General features: G+C 55.7%; 6 protein-coding genes. 1 reads left to right on the top strand and 5 read right to left on the bottom strand.

The genetic code is table 11. The features are described 5' to 3' along the window. Positions 1-24: 24 nt before the first annotated feature. The 5 genes from A3850_RS01550 to A3850_RS01570 all read right to left on the bottom strand — a co-directional run bounded on the left by A3850_RS01550 (position 25) and on the right by A3850_RS01570 (position 20,867). Complete coding sequence (locus A3850_RS01550; protein ID WP_068213361.1) at positions 25-12,909, bottom strand: gliding motility-associated C-terminal domain-containing protein; 12,885 nt, start codon at positions 12,907-12,909, stop codon at positions 25-27. 437 nt (positions 12,910-13,346) lie between these two features. Next, the gene (locus tag A3850_RS01555; protein WP_082921548.1) at positions 13,347-16,082 is read right to left on the bottom strand and encodes a gliding motility-associated C-terminal domain-containing protein; all 2,736 of its coding nucleotides are present in this window, start codon (positions 16,080-16,082) and stop codon (positions 13,347-13,349) included. A gap of 247 nt (positions 16,083-16,329) precedes the next feature. After that, on the bottom strand, positions 16,330-17,889 hold the full coding sequence (locus A3850_RS01560) for a DUF1501 domain-containing protein (protein ID WP_068213367.1): 1,560 nt from the start codon (positions 17,887-17,889) through the stop codon (positions 16,330-16,332). A 60-nt stretch (positions 17,890-17,949) separates the two neighbouring features. Next, positions 17,950-19,623, bottom strand: a complete 1,674-nt coding sequence (locus tag A3850_RS01565; protein ID WP_082921549.1) for a DUF1800 family protein — start codon at positions 19,621-19,623, stop codon at positions 17,950-17,952. A gap of 332 nt (positions 19,624-19,955) precedes the next feature. Beyond that, on the bottom strand, positions 19,956-20,867 hold the full coding sequence (locus A3850_RS01570) for a glutaminase (protein WP_068213373.1): 912 nt from the start codon (positions 20,865-20,867) through the stop codon (positions 19,956-19,958). Between the two features lie 211 nt (positions 20,868-21,078). Between A3850_RS01570 and A3850_RS01575 the strand changes: the two genes are divergently transcribed. After that, complete coding sequence (locus A3850_RS01575) at positions 21,079-22,041, top strand: Fic family protein (RefSeq protein ID WP_068213376.1); 963 nt, start codon at positions 21,079-21,081, stop codon at positions 22,039-22,041. Positions 22,042-22,266: the final 225 nt, after the last annotated feature.

The following is a 22,266-nucleotide window of genomic DNA, read 5'->3' on the forward strand; positions in this document are numbered from 1 at the left end:
TGGTGTTTGCTCGGGATCCGACCTTTAACGCATGAGGTGAACCTCCCCGGCTCCGTGCTCCACCGTTCCGTTATCCCAGCGGACGCGATACCGCACCACGTAGGTCGCGGAGTTGAAGTCACCACCGTCCCAACCGCCGTCTTCGTCGTTTAGAGGGAAGCCGCCGTTTTCGAAGGCTTTCGTACCCCAGCGGTCGTAGACCCGGAGGCTTTCCACGGTACCACTCCCCTCCTTGCTGTATACCGTCAGTCGGTCATTCGTGCCGTCGCCATTCGGGCTGAAGGCCGTTGGCAGGTAGAGCCGCCGCCGTTCAATGATCTGGACGATCGTCGTATCGGTAGCCAAGCACCCCCGGTCATCAACCACAAAAACCCGGACGAGCAGATCTTCCGTCGGCTCTACTTCCAATTCCGGGCAGGCCAAACACCCGATGATGGCCGTTGGGTCCGCAGCGGTAAACCGGTAAGTGAAGGGGGCCCGTCCACCGGTGATCCGCGTAGTCAGCGTCAGGCGGTCTCCCAGGGCTACCGGCGGGTTGAAGGGCAGGTTCACCTCGAAGGGCGGCGGCTGCTTGATGGTGTAGACCCGACTGAAGGAACATCCGTCACCGTACAGCACGTCCACCACGTACTGGCCCGGTCCGAGGTCGTTGATCTCCGTCGGCTCGGTGATGGTCCGTCCGTTTACGCGTAGCCGTTGGAATCGGTCGGGGTCACTCACGAAAATGAACCCATCCCGTTCGCCGGAGCAGGTCACGTCACCCGTTTGGATTATGGCGTCCAGTTGGCTGGCCGCACCGACGTTGACGGTGTAGTTGACTACGCTATCGCAAGTCCCTGGCCGCACGTAACGCTCACTGAAGGTTGTGTCGGCGCTCACGGAATAAGTGCCCTGGGTGGTGCGCACGTCGCCCGCTTCGCAGAGTTGGAAGGACCGGTCGGTCGTGATCTCGCCAATCAACCCTACTTCCAACTCTTCGGTGTAGACACAACCCGCGCCGTATTCGATCCGGAGCGAGTAGGTGCCGTTCTGAAGATCGCTGAAGGTGCTGTTGCCCCGTCCGTTCCGGTCCCCGAGCGTCACCCGGATGGAGGCACGGCCCGCAATGCGGATACTTCCCAACCGGCCGGTTGAACAGTTGCGGGGGTTCACCTCGATGTTCCGCACAAAGTCTTCCAGCTCAATTACGTTGAAAGTGATCCGGCGGATACTGTCGCCACCGATGGCGGAATTGTACACCTCCGTCACGACTGTATCCCGGTCGATGTTGTAGGTCATCCGCTCCGTGGTTAGGGAGCCCGCGCCGCAGAAATTGACCAGGGTATCACTGAAGACCGGCGCCGGGCGCACCAGCCGGGTAGAGGCAGCGTCGGAACAATTGTTGATGTCGGTCACCTCCGTCGTTACCGTCACGGCTTCGGTGATTTGGACGGTCGGGTCCGGGCAGTTGGTACAGCTGAATGTGATCCCGCCGCCGCTGGCCGTCCACGCGTGGCGGAAGGGTTGGGTGCCGCCGTTCACGGTCGCCTCCACCGTGGTCCCGTCGTTTACGACGAGTACCGAATCGGGCAGGGTCACTTCCACGGGCGCGTAGATCACCACGTTGGTTTGGTGGACGCTGTCGCAACCATTGCTTGCTACGTAAGTCCTTTCAACCGTCGTATCCGCGAAGATCACGATGTCTTCCCCGTCAATCGTTACCGTAGCCGGCCCACAGAATTGGCGGGTGGAAGTAGTGACGGGAATTTCATCCACCACGGTGATCACGTAGTACTGGGCGCTGTCGCAGGTGCCGGGTCGGGGATAACGTTCCGTGAAGGTTGTATCCCCCGTGATTTGGTACGTACCAGCCTCCGTCACGAAGGGCCCCGCGGAGCATAAAGTAATGCGACTCGTATCGGGCACAATCTCCCCGACCGATACGGTGTACGTATGGACGCTGTCACAAACCGATGCCGTGACGTACCGCTCACTAAAGGCGGTATCCTGCGTGATAAAGTAAGTCCGCTGGTCGGTAGTGAACGCCGTCGGTTCGCAGAGTTCTACGTCGGAAGTAGTCAGGATGGGTTCCCGCACCAGAACGGTGTAGGTGTGGATGCTGTCGCACTGTCCGGGCCGATTAATGCTTTCGCGGATCATTGTATCCCGGGTCACGAAATAGGTATTCTGCCCGGTCGTGAAATTGGCGGGGCCACATATCTCCCCCACCGACATCGCACCCGCGACAGCGCCCACCTCCACGAAAAACGTACGGACGCTATCACAACCATTGGCCGCAATGTAGGTCTCGCGAATCGTGGTATCCTGAGTGACGAAGTAGTCGGATTGGGCCGTCGAATAGGTTTGCGCGCCACATAACTCGACCGTCTCGGAAGTGGCGACCGGTTGCTTGATCTTAACACTGAACGTGACCAAACTATCGCAGCCGGCGGTGCTGACGTAAGCTTCCTCGATCACCGTATCGCGGGTAACGAAGTAGGTATTCTGGTCGGTCGTGATGGAGGTCGAGCCACAGAATTCATCCGCCAAATTAGTCCGCAGAATATCGGCCACCGTAACGACGTACTGGTGGGTACTATCGCAGACTCCGGCTGCGTAAGTTTCGACGAAACTGGTGTCTTGCATAATGAAATAGTCACGCTGTTCCGTGGCGAAATTGGTCGGCCCACAGAAGTTGAGATCGGTACGGCCGAAGCCAGCCTCCTCCACCGTGATGACGTAACGATGGGTGCTATCACAGGCGCCACCGGTTGGGTAGACCTCTACGATCGTCGTATCGGAAAAGACGCGGTAGGCCATCTGATCCGTGGTGTATTCGCTACCCCGGCAAATGGTGGCTGCGATGAACCCTTCCTGAACTACTTCCAGTTTGACGGTGAAGAGATGGAAACTATCACAGCCATTGGCGGCCAGGTAAATTTCCTCGATGAGGGTATCCTGGGTCACGAAATATTCGTCGAGGTCAGTGGTGAAAACACCCGGCGCACAGAGCGTCGTGGACGAACTCCCGCTGGCCTCCGCCAGCACCGTGACCTCGGTAATGCGTAAGCTATCCCCGCCGTCCTGATTCGTGAATTGCTCGCGGATTATGGTATCCTGGGTCACGAAGTAATCCGCCGCGCCGGTGTTGATTGTCCCCGGGCCGCAGCGGTTTACCATCCCGGTCGTGACGCTGGAATTTGGACGGACGATCACGTAGGTGACGATGCTATCGCAACCATTCGCGGCGGGGTAATTCTCTAAAATCGTCGTATCTCCGTTAATCGTGTAAGTCGTCAGATCGGTGACCAACTCGTCAGCGGCGAAGGGGTTAAGCGTGACGGTAGTGCTGGTGCTTTCGAGAATTGTCACCACGTATGTATGTACGCTGTCGCAGCCGTCAGCGGTGCGGTAGGCCTCTTCGAAGGTGGTGTCTCGCGTGACGAAATAGCTGGCCAAATCGGTCACAATTTCTCCGGGGCCACAGCGCTCGAGTAAACTAGTATCGGCCACCGGCTCGGCGAGGGTGATCGTGTAAATGTTAATCCTGTCGCAGGGCCCCGTGGTGGGAAAAGTTTCCTCAATCACCGTATCGCGGTTGATGACGTAGGTCGCTTGCAAGGTCGTGTATTCGCTACCGCGGCAGACCGATGCAGCCGTCATGCGGGGCGGTGGTGGCGCGGCAATTGTAACTCGATACGTCTGAATGCTGTCACATCCGTTGGCAGCTACGTACCGCTCCTCAATGAGGGTGTCCTGAGTGACGAAATAGTCCGCTTGGTCGGTTACGAAAGTGGTAGGTCCGCAGCTCGCTTCACTGATTTCCAAACCGGCAACGGGTGCATCGATCGTCACCGTCAGGGTGTGGATACTATCGCAGCCCGCCGTTGAGACGTAGCCTTCTTCGATCACGGTGTCCTGCGTTACGAAGTAGGTATTTTGGTCGGTGGTGATGGCGGTAGGCGCGCAGTACTGAGCAGATGAATTGGTGCGAATGACGTCCTCAATCGTCAGCGTATAAACGTGGGTGCTATCGCAGCCATTTGCGGCCGGATACACTTCCGTGATCACGGTATCCTGAGTGACGAAGTAAGTAGCCAGGTCGGTCACAAAATTGGAAGCGCCGCAACGCTGCACCGCCGTCTCTTCGCGAATTACGGGACTCACGTTTACGGTGAAGATGTGGATACTGTCACAGCCGTTCGCCGCGGGATATACCTCCGTGATGGTAGTATCCTGGGTAACGAAATAGGCCTCGAGATCAGTTGTAAAGCTTCCCGCCGAGCAGAGTAGATGGTCGGAAGCACCGCTGGCGTCCTCCAGGATTGTCACCTCGGTGATGCGGAGGCTATCCCCGTTTTCGGAGGATAGGAAGCGCTCCCTGATGGTTGTGTCGGCGGTCACGAAATAGTCCGCAGCGCCGGTGGTGATGGTGCCCGGCCCGCAACGCTCAACGAAGCCGGTGGTCGTCACCGCCGCTGGCCGGACGAGAACGTAAGTTTGGATACTATCACAACCATTAGCGCCCGTTAGCCGCTCGGTAATGGTGGTGTCGCCATTGATTGGATAGGTGGCGATTTCGGTAACGAGCACGTCGTCGGTGAAGGGGTTGATGGTCAGCGTATCGTCGCTACCCTGAAGGACGTCGATCACGTAGGAAATGGTGCTATCGCAGCCGGCGGCGTTGGTGCGTAGCTCCAGGATGGTCGTGTCCTGAGTCACGAAATAGGTGGTCAGGCCCACCGTCTGTTCACCGGGGCCGCACTGGCTGCGGGGGATGCTGTTGCTGGTGGGCTCTGCGACCGTAATCACGTAGGTATGGGCGCTGTCGCAGGTGCCGGGTAAGTCGTATACCTCTTCGATTATAGTATCCTGGGTGACGAAATAATCGGACTGGTCCGTAGTGAAAAGTGTAGGCGCACAGAATAGTTCCGTGGTGGTGGCGGCCAGTTCGTCACTTACCGCGATGTCGTAATTCACCGTACTGTCGCACCCGTTCGCCGCCGGATAGACTTCGCTAAAAGTCGTGTCCTGCGTGATAAAATAGTTGGCCATTTCGGTAACGAACGAACCCGCTCCACAAATACTGCGGACGCTGTTAGTCGTCCGGTTTTCTAGCACGCTAACGAGAAAAGTTTGGACGCTATCGCAACCCAGGCTGGTAGAATACAACTCTTCAATCGTCGTATCCTGGGTGACGAAGTAGGTACGTTGTCCGGTGATGAATTCACCGGCGCCGCACCGATCCACCGACGCTGACACCTCCCGGTTCGGGTTGATGGTGATATTGTAAGTCTGAATACTATCGCAACCAGCCACGGTCAGGTACAACTCCTCAAAAGTGGTATCCTGCGTGATCGTGTACGTCTCCTGATTAGTAACGTATTCCGTCGTGCCACAGAACACCTCCGTAGTCGTCCCCGTCGCCGGATCGTTAATCGTTACGTTGAAAGTTTGGACGCTATCGCAACCGGCCACCGTCATGTAGCGCTCCTCGAAAGTCGTATCCTGCGTAATCGTATACGTCTCTTGATCGGTGACGTATTCCGTCGTGCCACAGAAGGTTTCCGAAGTCGTTCCCGTCACTGGATCATTGATCGTCACGTTGTAGGTCTGGATGCTGTCGCAGCCGGCCACCGTCATGTACAACTCCTCAAAAGTCGTGTCCTGCGTGATGATGTAAGTCTCCTGGTCGGTGATGTATTCCGTCGTGCCGCAGAAAACCTCCGTGGTAGTCCCCGTCGCCGGATCGTTGATCGTCACGTTGTAGGTTTGGATGCTGTCGCAGCCGGCCACGGTCAGGTACGATTCCTCGAAAGTGGTGTCCTGCGTGATCGTGTACGTCTCCTGATCGGTGATGTATTCCGTCGTCCCGCAGAAGACCTCCGTGGTCGTCCCCGTGGCCGGATCGTTGATCGTCACGTTGTAGGTTTGGATGCTGTCGCAGCCGGCCACGGTCAGGTACGATTCCTCGAAAGTGGTGTCCTGCGTGATCGTGTACGTCTCCTGATCGGTAATGTATTCCGTCGTGCCACAGAAAACCTCCGTGGTCGTTCCCATCGCTGGATCGTTAATGGTTACGTTGTAGGTTTGGATACTATCGCACCCGGCTACGGTCATGTATAGCTCCTCAAAAGTCGTGTCTTGCGTAATGGTGTAAGTCTCTTGTTGAGTGATGTATTCCGTTATGCCACAAAACACCTCCGTAGTTGTTCCCGTCGCCGGATCGTTGATGGTGATATTATAAGTCTGGATACTGTCGCAACCGGCCACCGTCATGTACCGCTCCTCAAAAGTTGTGTCCTGCGTAATCGTGTACATCTCCTGATCGGTGGTGTATTCCGTCGTGCCACAGAAGATCTCCGTGGTCGTCCCCGTCGCCGGATCGTTGATGGTTACGTTGTAGGTTTGGATGCTGTCGCAGCCGTCTGCCGTCATGTACAACTCCTCGAAAGTCGTGTCCTGCGTGATTGTGTAAGTCTCCTGATCGGTGATGTATTCCGTCGTGCCACAAAACACCTCCGTTGTCGTTCCCGTCGCAGGATCGTTGATGGTCACGTTGAAAGTTTGAATGCTATCGCAGCCGGCTACCGTCATGTACAACTCCTCAAAAGTCGTGTCCTGAGTGATGATGTAAGTCTCCTGATCGGTGACGTATTCCGTCGTGCCACAGAAGACCTCAGTAGTCGTTCCCGTCCCCGGATCATTGATCGTCACGTTGTAGGTTTGGATGCTGTCGCAGCCAGCCACCGTCATGTACCGTTCCTCAAAAGTCGTGTCCTGCGTAATGGTGTAGGTCTCCTGATCGGTGACGTACACCGTCGTGCCGCAGAAAACCTCCGTGGTCGTCCCCGTCGCCGGATCGTTGATCGTCACGTTGTAGGTTTGGATGCTATCGCAACCGGCAACGGTCAGGTACGACTCCTCGAAAGTGGTGTCCTGCGTGATTATGTAGGTCTCCTGATCGGTGATGTATTCCGTCGTGCCGCAGAAGACCTCCGTGGTCGTGCCCGTCGCTGGATCGTTGATCGTCACGTTGTAGATTTGGATGCTATCGCAACCGACCGTGGTCATGTACCGCTCCTCAAAAGTTGTATCCTGCGTAATTGTGTAAGTCTCCTGATCGGTGATGTATTCCGTCGTGCCACAGAAGACCTCCGTGGTCGTCCCCGTCGCCGGATCGTTGATGGTGACGTTGTAGGTTTGGATACTATCGCAACCGGCCACGGTCAGGTACCGCTCCTCAAAAGTTGTGTCCTGCGTAATCGTGTACATCTCCTGATCGGTGGTGTATTCCGTCGTGCCACAGAACACCTCCGTGGTCGTACCCGTCGCCGGATCGTTGATCGTCACGTTGTAGGTTTGTATGCTATCGCAACCGGCCACCGTCATGTACCGCTCCTCAAAAGTCGTATCCTGCGTAATGGTGTAGGTCTCCTGATCGGTGACGTACACCGTCGTGCCGCAGAAAACCTCCGTGGTCGTCCCCGTCGCTGGATCGTTGATCGTCACATTGTAGGTTTGGATGCTATCGCAGCCGGCCACCGTCATGTATAACTCTTCAAAAGTCGTGTCCTGCGTGATTGTATAGGTGTCTTGATCGGTAGTGAATTCTGTCGTACCGCAGAAGACCTCCGTGGTCGTGCCCGTCGCTGGATCGTTGATCGTCACGTTGTAGGTTTGGATACTATCGCAACCGGCCACCGTCATGTATAATTCCTCGAAGGTGGTATCCTGCGTAACTGTGTAAGTCTCCTGATCTGTGATGTACTCCGTAGTACCACAGAAAACTTCCGTGGTCGTACCCGTCGCTGGATCGTTGATCGTCACGTTGTAGGTTTGGATGCTGTCGCAGCCGGCCGCGGTCATGTACATCTCCTCAAAAATTGTGTCCTGCGTAATCGTGTAGGTTTCCTGCTCGGTGATGTATTCCGTTGTGCCGCAGAAGACCTCCGTGGTCGTGCCCGTCGCCGGATCGTTGATGGTGACGTTGTAGGTTTGGATACTATCGCAACCGGCCACCGTCATGTACCGCTCCTCAAAAGTTGTGTCCTGCGTAATCGTGTACATCTCCTGATCGGTGGTGTATTCCGTCGTGCCACAGAAGACCTCCGTGGTCGTCCCCGTCGCCGGATCGTTGATGGTGACGTTGTAGGTTTGGATGCTGTCGCAGCCGGCCGCGGTCATGTACATCTCCTCAAAAATTGTGTCCTGCGTAATCGTGTAGGTTTCCTGCTCGGTGATGTATTCCGTTGTGCCGCAGAAGACCTCCGTGGTCGTGCCCGTCGCCGGGTCGTTGATGGTTACGTTGTAGGTTTGGATGCTATCGCAGCCGGCCACCGTCATGTACCGTTCCTCAAAAATTGTGTCCTGCGTAATCGTGTAGGTTTCCTGCTCGGTAATGTATTCCGTGATGCCACAAAACACCTCCGTAGTCGTACCCATCGCCGGGTCGAGGAGGGTGACGGTGTAAACCTGGATGCTATCACACCCATTAACCAGCGGATAACTTTCCTCAATGGTCGTATCCTGGGTAATGAAATAAGTACGGAGGTTAGTGACGTATTCACCGGAGCCACACCGCTCGTCCGCTATGGGTGTCCCCTCCCCCGCCGTGGTGATAGTATAGGTGACGATGCTGTCACAGCCGTTGGCTCCCGGATAGGTCTCTTCAAATACGGTATCCCGATTGATGGTATAGGCCGCCATTTCGGTAACGTAAGTATCCACATCGAGGCAGGCGACAGCGACGTCCGTTCGGTTCGGTGGCAAAACCGTCACGTTGTAGGTCTGGGCGCTATCCGCGTTGGTGGCCGTGATATACATCTCGTTGATAACCGTATCCTGCGAGACGAAGTAGGTCATTTGGTCCGTAACGTATTCGCCCGGCGCACAGAGGGTATCAAAAATGGGTGGCCCCTCCAGGTCTTCAATGATGAAGGTGATGTTCCGTAAGCTGTCACACCCACTCGCCCCATCGTACCTCTCCTGTACGGTTTCCGTCATGGTTGGCGTGTAGGTCATCTGGTCGGTGGTGAACGACTCGCCGCGGTTCAGGGTCACCGTGGTATCGACCGGCGGAATGGTCCCTTCCACGATGGTGTACACCGTCGTTCCGGTACAGGGGTCAATGGTTTGGGACAGTTCTACCGTGGCCGGAACGTTAACCGTAATCGTGGTGGCCGTTTGGCTGACGACCGTTCCACTCGTAACCGACCACGTGTAGCCAGGTGCAGTTACGTCCGGGACGGTCAGCAGGTAGGTATCCCCGCAAGACTGAATCAAGGTATCCGGCAGCAAGGTCAAATCGCCGGTGGTCACCACGATCGTATCCGTCAATTCACATTCGTTGGGCGTACCTACGTCGAAGCGGACGTTGAGGAAAAAGGTACCCGCCGCATCCGGCTGGAAGCTAGGCTGGGTGGAGCCATCCTGCCAGCGGTATTCGCCCACAAATCCGGTAGGAAGGTTGGCCTCCAGCAGCGGGATGTTATCATCGCACAGCTCCAGGTCCGGACCGAGGAAATCGCGGTCCAGGCTGAATACCCGGACGTTCGAGTCAAAGGTCCAACCACTGCTGGAGTTGTTGATATTCGCAGAGTTCTTCCCCGCCAAACGCTGTCCGGGGCCGGTCGCGTCGAGGCGCTCCAGCCGGACGTAGTCCATCTCCGTTTCGGCCCCCGCCCCCATGAAGATGGTCGCATTATCGGCGTTGATGGACTGCATTTCAATTGGCGCACAGGCCGTTCCGATGGCGATCAGGCGGTCCTTTACCGTCACTAGATTCATTGGTTTAAAGGAGTAGGTACCATCCTGCTCCAGCACCAGCGAGTCCGTTTCGAAACCACCGTTGAAGTACATGTTGCCGGTCTTCACGCTTACCCGGTTGAAGAGGGGCCCGGCGGCGGAGGGCTCCAGCGTAGCCTCCTGGATGATGAGTTGGCGGTCCACGTCAACACTATCAAAGTGAAGGTTCAGGTTGGTCAGAAAACTGTTGATGAAGAAATCGCCGTCTCCGATGTTGACGATCTCCCCATTGTTACTCAGTAGCCGTGCGTTACTGTTCTCCGTTTGCAGAAAGGGAAAGCCGCTGCCCGCAATTGTTATGACTGAACTACCGATGTCTACCGTCACGACGTCCAATAGGTCGAAGTTGGAGGCCAGGTGGAAAAACTCCTCCAGCTCCATGTCAAAATCGTTCGTCACGAAGGTGCCCGCGCTACACCAGAGGAGGTTGCTGCGCAAATCACTTAAAAGCGTGAGGGTGCCCGTGCCGGACATAAATATCGAAGGCATCAGGTCTGGCTCGGCCAGAAGTTCGTCGGGATCAGTACCCAGGTACTCTAATTGATCGACACGGCTAAGGGTAAGGGAGTTGTCGAAGCTAGCCCGGTCAGAGAAGTAGGCAGAACCGTAAAATTCAAAGTTGCCCTGTTGGAAGACCATGTCGTCGTCCAGTCCCCGGGTATCGATCGTATGGCAGAAGGCCGCCGAGAGGGAACCTAAGGGCGCAAAGTTGATGTGCTCCCCGTCCAAACTAAACGAATTGGCGTCTACGATCACGTCGTCAATTTGCGTCGGGATGCACTCCCCACCGAAGCCACCGGAAGTGAGGGACCAGTGGGCTTCGTCGAACCAGTCGCCGGAATCCCCCACCCAGTATAACGTGCGGGGCAGGGCTACGGAAACAAAATCCCAACCACTTACCCCGCCAAGATCAATGGAAGAACCTGCCTGCCAGGTACTACCGGAAGCCGCAATGTTTTCCAACTGCAGGTAGGAGGCAAACTGGTCCTGGGTAGAAAACAGCCGGTACAGCACCCCGTTCCCCCGGATGGTGATTTGCTCCGAACAGTTCCCGTCCGCCGTAAAGGTGGTGAGGTTCAGGATGGTATTGTTCGTGCCACCCAGCAGGTAAGTCTTCCCACGGAAGAAAGTGACGTTCGTAACCGTCCCGTCCAGGTTCAGCGTCGCGTCCTCCCGCAAGTCCAGAATCTCCCCCTGGTAGTTATTGATATCGTTGAAAAAGACGTCTCCGTTGGAAACGAAAGAGCGGAGTCGGTTCCAGGGCGCTACCGTATTGTCTAGGTCAACTTCCAGCATCCCGTTCACATTATCGTTCACGATGCTGGCCTGGCTGACGTCGAAGCGACCGCCCCCCGTCCGGGGCCGCAGGATGATTTTGAGTTGGTCCGCCTGCGGCCCAGTGGGGAAGGTCTTTACGTAGACGGTCGAGGTGGTGAGGTCCAAATCGAAGCGAGTGTTCTCCAGCAGGATGCTACCCGTACTTACGGGCTGGTCGTTTGAGTTCAGCTCGCCGTCGCCCAGCACAATTTGGTGATTGGTGGCTAGCGAATCCAGCAGGATCCAGCTGCCATTGTGGCCATCAAAGGTGTAGTTCAGTTCTTCCGTGAGGCCGTAGCTGCGCACCTCCTTATTGGTACCTCCACCCCGCAGGAACAGATCGGCTACGCCAGTTTCGGTCGTCCAAATGAGTTGGGGGTTCAGGTAAAGGTTGCCGTAAACGCTGAGGGCCGCCCCGTCTTCTTGGTAGAATGTGGCGTCGTCGTCGTTGGCCGTCCACACAAGGTCGGCACAGGAGAAATCTCCACTGGGTAGCGTAACGGTGAAGCCTCCGCCCGAAAAACTATTCTGGTCAAAAATTGCGTCGTTAGAGGCCAACGGGGGGCAGGCACCCGGTACCCCGCCACTCGTCAGCGACCAGTGGTTACTATCATCCCAGTCGCCCGTGTTCCCGACCCAGTATCGGGCGGAACTCCCGGCGGGAAAGACCCAGTCTCCCAGCAGACCGGCGCCACCGCTTTCAACTCCCACAAAGGTTGCTCCACCCGAGGCGGGTAAGTTTTCTACGAAGGTTCCCGTCACGGTGATGGTAGCCAGGGCGGGCGCATTGATGTCCGTACGCGGGTTGGCCGCGATCGTCGTTGGAGCCGCGCAGGAGGCGGCGCTGACAAATTCGTTCTCCACGAAGATGTCGGGGACGCCGTCCAGTTCGATCCGGCTGCCCCCACCAATTTCCAGGTAGCCGGCGCGCAGGTTTTCCGTGATTCGTGCGTCCCCGTTGAAGATCATCGAATCCGCCGCAATCAGGGTGGTCGTCACTCCGCCGGCGGTTCTTCCGGCGATGTTCAGGCGGCGGTCCCCCGTTTGCGTCCAGATCAGCGCCTGGAAGCGGGGCGCGGCGATGCCCCTGATCGTCAGTTCCGGCGTGAAGGATTCACCGAGGAGTAGGCGACAGGTCGTGAGTTGAGCCTGGTTAGCGGGTTCCATCGTTACGTCCAGTTGGTCGCGCACGTCGAGGGTAACGCCCGTATAATCCACCAGTCCGTTACCTTCAAAGTCGCCGGTTCGGAAGGAGACTACGGAGCCGGCCGCAAAATTGACGCGGCCCCTTTCGATGTTGAAATCCCGGTTCACGTCCAGGTCACCCACGATGTTGAAAACGTCCGTCGCTGCCCCGTCGATGGTCAGGTCGGACTTGAAGTTGCGCCCGTTCGTTTCAATGCTCACGTTACCGATGGAACCGAAGAGGACGACCGGTGCCGCGTAGTCCCACACAATTGAGCCGCCAATGACCAGGTCTCCGTAGATGCTGAGTTCACCGTTGGCAAAGTTGGTGCCCGTCCCAAAAAAGCGAGCGTTGGGCGCCATCGTAGTGATGATGAGGTTGCGGCACTGTACGTCATCATCCTTGAGGTCAATACCCTGGTTCGGGCCGGTGAAGGAGTTGGCATCGATGAAGACGTCATCGTTCGCCGAAGGGATGGCGAAGTGGATCGTCGTCCCCCCACTCGTCGTTGCCCAGTTACCCACATCGTCCCATTCCCCACTGCCGCCGACCCAGTAGAAGTTAGCCGCCTGGAGCGAGGCAAAACTGATGGCACACAAAATGAAAAGGACGTACCTCATGAAAGCGTGTTAACACAATTTGCTCTCCAGTAAGAAAAGCAAGCGGGCGCTGCCGCAGGTGCAAAGCGGGAGGAGGGGTTGCTCCCTACATGTTTGAACAGTGGTCCATACCAAAGGCCCGTTTTCGGACTCCTGAATTAGAGCACAAAGATAAGGAATGGGGTTCACTGGCCGGCCCCATCCAGTACCGGTCTTCCGTGGAATGTCGGACATCAGCAATGGATCACATCCTCCGCTTGATGACACCAATTTTCAATCCCATTTCATCGCACCCGCGGCAGCGCCCATCTTCAGACTTTAGACGTTAGATTTTGGATTTTGGAGTGGCCGTCTAAAAGCCAACATCTATAGTCTAGTGTCTCTATTCCTTCGTAGCACCCACGCCAGCTCCGAAAATGAGAGGTATTCTGTAACGCCCAATTCAGATGTTGAAAGGTCTACCGCATCAGCATCACGTCACCGGTAATGATTTCTTGCGTGCCATCCTGAAAGCGTATTACGGCACGATAGACGAAAACACTGATGCCGGAAGCCGCGTCATCCACCTTACCGTCCCAACCGAGGCTTGGCTGGTTGACGGGTATATTTTCCAGGTGAACGACCTGCCCTCCCCAGCGGTCGAAAATGTCCAGCTGGGCAATTACCGTAGCGCCAGTTTTGTGGTAAAGCGTAAAACCGTCGTTGACACCGTCTCCATTAGGAGAAAAGGCATTCGGAACGTAAATGTCGCGAAGCGTTGGGACGTTTATGAGGACTTGGGTTCCTACCTGGCAGCCAAATTCAATATCCTCAACGGTGAGGTTCACAACCGTGTCGCGCACCGCCAAAAAGCCAAAATCGAGCCCAAATGTGGTGGCGCCCCCAAGTTGCCACCTCACAATCAAATCACGATCACGTGGTAAAAGCGGGTTCAAACGCACAAACTCACAAAACTGCGCGAGAATAGAATCGGGAAGATTTATGTCCAGTGAAGGTGCCAACGTGAAGTCGACAATACCAGCTGCGGGGCAACCAGTAGGGGACGTCGCAAAGTAGGTATAGACACCACTACTATCGAATTCACGAGAAGGAATGCCCAAGCCGTCTTCCCAGGAAAGAAAGTCTTCTGGTTGTGGAATGGTCAAGGTGAATTCATCGGTACAACTAGTCGTATCAATGGTAGGGAAAGAGAATGCATCTGGTGTACGGAGCGTAAAGAAGCTTGTATCGCTGACGCAGGTATCCTGGCGGGCAATAACGGCATATAGTTCCTCCCCGGCCCCTGTTAAAGTGATCGAAGAAATGCGGTCCTCCATAAGCGTTCCCCCACCAGGCAACTGCCATTCGTATGTTACCCCCGGAGCCCCGACCGCCAAGAGGGTGACGAGGCTATCTGGGCAAAGCGTACCCTCCAAGGTAATAACCGGTGCTTGCAGACCTGTTTCCACTCCGCTGCCCTCCAGCAGGAAGTTACTAGGCAAATCAAACGGGCAGCCATCCGGTGCAGTAATGCTCAACTGATCGTACAAACCAAGAGATAATAACGGGGTCGAAAGGGTGTTTTCGGTTGCAGTCAAAGACAGGCTGTTCCTAACGCCTTCCGGACTTACGTAAGAAAAATTGTAAGCCAGGCCATCTTCAAAGCCAGAGCTGAAGAGGCTCATGAAGCCGGCAGTGGCTTGGCCACACGATACTGCCGCCTCCGAAGTGATGTCTACTTGCGGAGTGACCCGTTCACTTTCGATCAGGACCTGCCCGGTAGAAGTACAACCGGTGGCGCTGGTTACAGTAACAAAATGCAACCCTGCCACAAGCGCGCGGGCAGTATCCTCAGTTTCACCATTATCCCAAACGTAGGTGAAGGGGCCCACCCCTGCGCCTGGGGTGGCTACAGCTTCTCCGGGGGCGGTACAATCCGCGATTCTCAGTGGGTCGACCTTAAGTTGGCGGGGGAAAGAGCCGAAGATGGGGAGGGCACCGACGAGCATTGTACCGTTTTCTATTGGTAACTCAGCAACATTGTATTCTAAATCACAATCTTGACCAGCCCCGTTTGGGTTATTGATGGCAGCCAAATGAGTGATTGTTTGGGCGACTTCTTCTCTTCTGTAATCAAAAACATTCGCCCAGTATATTTTTCCGTCCGGTCCATTCTGTAAGCCACCACTTCTAATGCTGTCGGTCTGGGTGACAATCTCATTTAGTTGTCTCGATGTAAAATCATACTGAAAAAGACTGGCTTGGTAGTAATCTGAGTAGTAAAGTTTGGTCCCATCCGGAGACATCGCTAGTCCGTAAGTCCACTCCACTTCAGGACCATTGGAGATAATGGTTGCAGGTCCGGGTGCGAATGTTCCGGTCGTGCGGTTAAAAGTTTGAAAACCGATGGGGCTTCTGCCAAGATTATCTTTTCTCCCAACTGAAAGTACCATGCGGCCAGAATTACCACCGTCTTCCTGATAGATCATTCGAAAGCCAAAAATGCCGTCATTAGGAGCAAGTTGGGTAGGAAAAAAATCAGTGAGTTGGTAAGTAGCGTGTTCATTTACTCCACTAGCTGCTACGTCAAACACGCGTAGCTGATTTTGATTGCGAAGCGCGATAAAGACCCAGGACTCCAAAGATTCGTCAGCTTTCGGTACTGCGTAGACTCCTTCGGCAACATTATCCCTCCCAGAAATAATTTGTACGTTTTTAACTCTGGGGTCGACATCACCAAGAGGTGCATCAATTGTTCCATTTCCAGCAGCATTAGTACGAACGCGCGTGTAATGCGCACGTCTGGGCGCGAACTCAGTAGCGGCTTCTACGGTAAATAGAAGGTAGCTATTACAGTCGGTTGGATCCAACACAACCGCAGTTCCGTACATCGAACTAGAAGACCCTTCAAGGTTCCGCCCATTTGGCATCACATTATGATTTGCGTCGACTACGGTTTGACCATCACTATAAAAGATAATATCTCCCGAGGTTGGATCAACAATTGAGACATTGTTCTCCTGAAGTTGCAATGGAAATCTAACGTTGTTATACGGAACAAATCGGCCAAGATCCTGCGAGAAACGAATACCTGTTTGGGGATTGTTTGGCCCACCGCCCATGAACCACGTATGTCCAATTGTCTGCGCGCAAACACTTAACGACGAACAAAACAATAGCGAGATCAGGCAGGTAAAACAGATCGGTTTGCGCATCGGAAGGAGATTGTTATCAGGGCTAGCCGAAGGTACGCATTATCGAAAGCAGACTATCCCCAACAGGTGCATTTGCATCGGATTGGTAGTAGCCTCTAGTTGTATAGTTTCCGAACTGTGGTCCCGAGCTGTAGGCACCTTCACCCATTTCATCGCACCTGCGGCAGCGCCCTTCTATAGACTTTAGACGTTAGACTTTAGATTTTAGAGTGGCCGTCTAACATCTATCGTCTAAAATCTAAAGAACTTACTCCTTCACGAAGCGCCTACTCGCCTGCACGCCACCAGCCTCCATGACCCGGACGAGATAAGCACCTCGAGGCAAACGCGCGACGGGTACGGTAATGCGTTGATCTCCAGCGGTAAAGGACCGATCAGTTATCGGCAACACCAAACTACCAGCAGCGTTATAAACTGCAACGCTGACGCGGCCGCCGCCGGACCGGAAACCAACTGTCAATTGCTCACTAACGGGGTTGGGGTAGACGTTGAGGGAAAGGGCATTCGCGGCGTTGTTGCCCGGATCCTGAATGGACGTAGCGTTGCAAGCCCCAAACAACGGCAGGTGCTGGAAGTCAGTGGACAACAACTGGCGGGCCGAAGCTTCGGGTACCCCGAACCAATCCATCAGCAGGGAGCCGTAGACGTCACGGAAGTCGTATTGCATCTCGACGCCAAGGCGGATGTCGACGTCGACGGGTACGTTGGCGTTTTCACCAGTTACGCCCGGCTGGACGCAGGAGCCAAAGAGGAGCATCGGCGCTGCGTCGCCGTGGTCGGTTCCGTTGCTGCCATTGCCGACGATGCGGCGGCCGAACTCGGAATAGGTCATGCCCACCACCCGTTCTTCGAGGCCCTGAGCGGCGAGGTCCGCCTGGAAGGCCGCGATGGCGTTGGATAGGGTGAGGAGCAGATCGGCGTGTTCCCCGATGGTCGTATCCCCACCAGCCGCCTGGCCCGCGTGGGTATCGAAGCCACCGAGTTCGGCGACGTAGATGCGCGTTCGGGAGCCTCCGGAGATGAGCTTAGCGACGTCCTTCAGCTTTTGGGCTAGTTGGTTTCCGGCGGGGTAATCGACGGCATTCATACCCAGTTCGCCGGCCCGCTCGATGCTGGTCGCGTACTCGTTATTCTTGGCGATGGTATCGCGCAACCAACTGAGTTCGCGACCGTAATTCGTATCCAGCGTCGGGCCACCCTCGTATACGGGTAGCTGACCGATGCTGCCCAGACCAGCCAGTACCGTACTGTAATTACCGGCACGCCCTTGACAGGTCTCCGCTAGCGCGCTCCCCATGACGATGGCGAATGGATCGGGCTCCTCGGAATTAGGATAGCCTTCGGGGAAGGTCGGGGTCCGTGCATCCAGGTGGCGGCCCAGCCAGCCGGTCGTCAGTACCTCGTCGCTGTCGGAAGCCGTATTCATGATATCCGTCGAGCGAAAGTGGGAGCGGTTTTGCTCGGGGTAACCGACGCCCTGCACTACGCTCACCTTACCTTCCTGGTATAACTGGTGGACACCCGCCATGGCGGGGTGGATGCCGAGGTTATCTTCCAGCGAAAGCACCTTGTTGGCGGGAATGACGAGCTCCGGCCGGGCGGATGTAAGCCCCTCGTACTGGTCGAGCGGAATGATAGTATTGAGGCCATCGTTACCACCACGTAATTGCAGCAGTACGAGGATGCGGCCATTATCTTCCATCTCCTCGGCCAGCCACGGCGCGGAGAGGGCGCTGAGCGGCGATCGGCTCAGCAGGAAAGGCAGGGGGAATACGGAAGCGCGGCGAAGAAAAGAACGGCGTTTCATGGATTGATCTTTAGGAAGGGGAAAAGCAGGGAACTAGATTAACGGAAGGAGCTCAACTCACTAAATGAGTTGATACTCTGGCATTTCCGTCATGGCTCTTACCATTCGGCGCAGGTTATTTTCCAGGGAAGTAGCCAAGCCTTCATCGTTTGGATTCGCCAGGAGGGTAGCGTATTCTACCGACCACTGGGTTTCCGGCAGACCGGGCAAGAGCAGCTCCCGGAGGGCCTCCCGTTGTCCTTCCGGAATGGGCCGGGGGAAGAGCAAGCTTACCCACTCGTCAATCATTGGCCAGAGCGCAACCGGATCGGGGAATTGCCGGACGAGCGCCAGCAAACTAAAGTCCACCACTCCGTAACCCTGAATACCGGGCGTACGGCGGAACAGGTTGTTGATCATCTTATTGCGCAGGGCGAGCGTGGAAGAATTGATCCAGGACCGGTAGAAAAGCGGCTCCTGGTAAAAGGCCGGCCAACCGGAAACGGAGGGCGCGCGGAAGTCACCCATCCCCATTTGGTCCGCCCGCACGAACAGGGCATTGTAGAATTGCTGATCCGGATTATTCGGGTTGACGGGGATGACCGCAAATTGCCGCACTAAGCCCACTACGTACTGAATGGGATGCTTGATCATCGGCCCCTGACTCTGGACGTCAAAGAAGTGCTGGCTGCCCAGCAGCGTCCGTACCACCGGCCCCACCACGTAGTCGTTGGCCCGCAACAGAGCCGCGAGCGGTTGGATGACGTTCGCTTCCACGGCGTCGGTGATCTCGTAGTAGACGAACCAACGGTAGAGCTTGCGGGCGAGGAACTCAGCTGCGGCATCCTTTTCAAAGATCAGATCAACGAGGCGCTGGTAGGTTGTTTCTCCCGTGCTGGGGAACTGGATACTACCGAAGCGAGGGCTCAATTGCACTGCCTCCGCGTCGTGGCGTGCGGGGACAAACTCAGCGGTAAGCGGGAGGGTGACGTCGCTCGCAAACGTCCGCTGGGTACGCCAGCCGGTCAGGGAGCGGGCCATAGCCACGACGTCTTCTTCGGTGTAATTCGTGTAGTCGCCGGGGCCGACTTGCGGTCCCTTACCCACGGTGAAGAGTTCCAGCAGCTCCCGCGCGTAGTTCTCGTTGGGCCGCCGCACGGTATTCTGGTTGCCGTTCAGGAAAGCCAGCATCACCGGGTCGACGGTAACGTCCTTCACCAATTGGCGGAAATCACCGAACGCGTTCTCGCGCAGCAGGGTGCTGTGCAGGTAGTTCCAGCGGACGTCCTGGTACAGGTCATTCGCGAAGTGGTCGTGCCAGAAAAGCACCATCGTTTCGCGGGCGCTGATGCCCTCCTCCACGCGCAGTTTATTGAGCCAGGACCGAAAACTGTTTTTTCGGATGCGGACGGCGACGATACGTTCGCCAACATTTTCTGGGTACGCGTACTCCGTCCAGCTCTCCCCGGCGGGCGTGATGCCATCGTCCTCCTCGGCGATGGGCGGGGTGGGCAGCGGGAGCTCAGTCAGGAGTTGGTCCAGCGTCGCTTCGAGTCCTTGTTCCGTGGCGGTCCGCAGCGTTTCAAACGTAGCTCCGAAGGTAGCGCGGGCGAGGAGGTGGCCGGCCTCCTGTTTCGTCCACGGCCCGGTGTAGGGTTCCAAACCGGATGCAGAAGATACCATTGCGGGCGCTGCCGCAGGTGCCAGGTGAGGACGCAAGAAGGACCTCCGGCTAAGCGTAGTTGGCGTAGGCATAAAAGGGAATTACGTTTGTCATTTCCGACGACCGTGCAAGGAAGGCGGAAAAAGAATTGTTGGTAAGCGGTCACCGATCGGGGTGCAACCGGATCGGTGGGGTAGTAAAGTTAATGGGTTTTGGGGGAATGGGTATCCTCTCCCCCGGCCCCTCTCCGTGGGAGAGGGGTGACCTGACTTAAAGGAATTTTCTAAGGAGTAAAGAAATTACAAGTCACAATGGATTGGCAACCGAGACTTGACGGAGAATTATTCACCTCTAAAACGACTTAAGCCCCGGAGCATTAGCTCCCCTCTCCTCTACAGAGGGATGGGGGGGAGAGGGCCAAATTTTAAAATATACTCCCCCCCACCCGAGTCGTGAACTGCTCCAAAAAGGCCATCCCGAAATGAGAGTTACCCTTCCGGTTAAGGGGCGGGCTCCAGACGGCAATGGCGTAATCCCCCGGCAGAACGGCGACAATGCCACCCCCTACCCCACTCTTGCCGGGGAGGCCGACGCGGAAGGCGAACTCCCCCGCCTCGTCGTACAGGCCGCAGAGTTGCATGATGGCGTTGATCCGTTTGGTCATATTCCCGGTGATGATCTGCTTCCGGCAGATGGGGCTGAACCCCTTATTGGCCAGGAACAAAAAGGTGTTGGACAACTGGGCGCAGTTCATCTCCAGCGCACAGAGAGAGCAGTAGAAATCGAGGATGCTGTCGGTACCATTCTTGATGTTGCCGAAGGAGCGCATGAATTCGACGAGGGCCCGGTTCCGATCCGAATGCGCCCGTTCGGAAGCAGCCACGGTTTCGTTGTAGCCAATCGTGACGTCGCAGGAAAGTGATTGGACAAACTCGAGCAGATCCGCCTTCGGGTTGGCGAGGTAATCCAGCAGGACGTCGCAGACGACGAGGGCCCCGGCGTTCATCATCGGGTTTCGGGGGATGCCCCGGTCGCTTTCCAGTTGGATCAGGCTGTTAAAGGGGGTGCCGGAGGGCTCAACGTCCACCCGCTTCCAGAGGTCGTGGCCCAGCCGTTGGTAGGCCATCGTCAACGTCAGCACCTTGGCGATGGATTGGATGCTGAAGCCTTCCTGCGCATCCCCAAAACTGAATGCTCGCCCGTCGATCGTCATGGCGTGGACGCCGAATTTATCCGGGCTCACCTTGCCTAGTTCGGGGATGTAGTCGGCGACCTTCCCCGTGTTTAGGGAGGGGAGCTTGGCGTGGATGTCGGCGATGAGGTGGTTTACGTCCATTGGGCTAAAGATAGTTGGCTGGTGGGTTGGGGTTTGATAGTATCAGATGATAGTATCACTGACGGTTTTGAGCTTACTCTGGGAAGGGATTTTTGACGTTAGATTTTAGATTTTAGAGTGGGGGCGCTCTAAAATCTAACTTCTGAAATCTAACGTCTCTAGTATATCCACCAGAAACGCTTACCTTACGATACTATCAAATGATACTATCATGGCCTACAAACCGCCCTACACAGTCAGTACGGAGATGCTGGAGAAAGTGAGTGAGATCACCTTGCTCATCGGGCAGATTCAGGGATATCAACTGCTGACCGGCAACCTCAAGTTGAGGCGGCAAAACAAGATAAAGACCATTCTTTCCAGCCTCGCGATCGAAGGTAACACCCTGAATGAAGATCAGGTCTCCGCTATTCTTGACGGCAAGCCAGTGCTGGGGCCTCCGAAGGAAATTCTTGAAGTACAGAATGCACTGGCAGTGTACGACACCATCTCCGATCTAGACCCTTACAACGAAGATGATTTACTAAGTAGCCATCGTTTGCTGATGGGCGGGCTCATCCCGGATGCCGGTCGGTACCGGTCCGGAAGCGTGGGAGTATTTGATGGTGCTAAGGTGATCCATCTCGGCCCTCCGGCCAAAATGGTGCCGCGATTGATGGGCAGTCTCTTCGACTATACTGCTGACTACCGGGAGGAAACAATCATCAAAAGCTGTGTCTTCCATTATGAGTTTGAGTTCATCCACCCGTTCTCCGATGGAAATGGACGGATGGGTCGGCTTTGGCAGACCGTCTTATTGATGAGCAAGTATCCCGTCCTGCAATTCGTCCCGTTTGAAACAATCATTCACCAACGGCAGCAAGGGTACTATCAAGCATTGGCCGATAGCCAGACCATTGGTAATTCTGATCCCTTCATCCTTTTCATGCTTGATGCACTACTCACGGCATTGACTTTTGAAACCGACAGGATCGGCGTGCGCCAGGACTTTGAAGGGCGCATGCTGGCATTTCGGGAAGCGCTTACGAAAAACACCTTCACGCGTAAGGATTACCAGCTCTACCACAAAACGCTCTCCTCCGCAGCCTCCAGCAGAGATCTACGCCGGGGTGTAGATGAGAACTTACTTGCGCGGGAGGGTAAGCAGCGGACGACTACTTATAGGTTTCGCTAGGGCTTTCAAGAGCCTAGTTGTGAAAAAGATACTGGTGGGGCTTTACTCTTTACCGGTCGAGATAATTTTAGACTTTAGATTTTAGACTTTAGAGTGGGTGTGCCTAACCAAATAGCGTTGACAGATTAATAATGAAGTCGCGCCATTACACACGACGGTTTTTAAATTTTTCCTCAGTTAGGTACTTGACACCGGCGGGGAGTATTTGCCCACGCCCCTCACGGG

Origin of the sequence: Lewinella sp. 4G2 (genome assembly GCF_001625015.1) — a bacterium.
Lineage (GTDB): Bacteria > Bacteroidota > Bacteroidia > Chitinophagales > Saprospiraceae > Neolewinella.